This window comes from Streptomyces sp. AC627_RSS907 (assembly GCF_019049165.1).
The window spans coordinates 1-853 of the sequence record NZ_JAGMUE010000724.1 but is presented as its reverse complement, the minus strand read 5'-3'; the positions used below and the strand labels follow the sequence as shown (position 1 = coordinate 853).

Below are 853 nucleotides of genomic sequence, written 5' to 3'. Positions count from 1 at the left end.
CCTCGGTCTCCCGCAGGTTGATGGCGATGACACCGCCGGAGCGCGGCGAGTCGTAGTCCTTGAGCACCGTCTTCTTCACCAGGCCGGCCTTGGTGGCCAGGACCAGGTACGGCGCCGCCTCGTAGTCCCGGATGGCCAGGATGCGGGCGATCTGCTCGTCCGGCTGGAAGGCCAGCAGGTTGGCGACGTGCTGGCCGCGCGCCTCGCGCCCGGCGTCGGGCAGCTCGTACGCCTTGGCCCGGTAGACCCGGCCCTTGTTGGTGAAGAACAGCAGCCAGTGGTGGGTGGTGGAGACGAAGAAGTGGGAGACGATGTCGTCCTGCTTGAGCTTCGTGCCCCGCACGCCCTTGCCGCCGCGTTTCTGCGAGCGGTAGTCCTCGGTCTTGGTGCGCTTGACGTAGCCGCCACGGGTGATCGTGACGACGATGTCCTCCTCGGCGATCAGGTCCTCGATGGACATGTCGCCGTCGAAGGGCACCAGCTTGCTGCGCCGGTCGTCGCCGAACTTCTCCACCAGCGCGGTCAGTTCCTCGCTGATGATCTGCCGCTGCCGCTCGGGCGAGGCCAGGATCGCGTTGTACTCGTCGATCTTCGCCTGGAGCTCGTCGTGCTCGGCGACGATCTTCTGCCGCTCCAGCGCGGCCAGCCGGCGGAGCTGCATCTCCAGGATCGCGTTGGCCTGGATCTCGTCGATGGTGAGCAGCCCCATCAGGCCCTCACGCGCGATGTCCACCGTGTCGCTGCGCCGGATCAGCGCGATGACCTCGTCGATCGCGTCCAGCGCCTTGAGCAGGCCGCGCAGGATGTGCGCCCGCTCCTCGGCCTTGCGCAGCCGGTAACGGGTGCGCCGGAC

General features: G+C 68.0%; 1 protein-coding gene. It reads right to left on the bottom strand.

Annotated elements, in window-relative coordinates:
• Window positions 1-853 (bottom strand): DNA gyrase C-terminal beta-propeller domain-containing protein (locus tag KUM32_RS38270; RefSeq protein WP_302185243.1); only part of this gene is annotated, 853 nt, incomplete at both ends.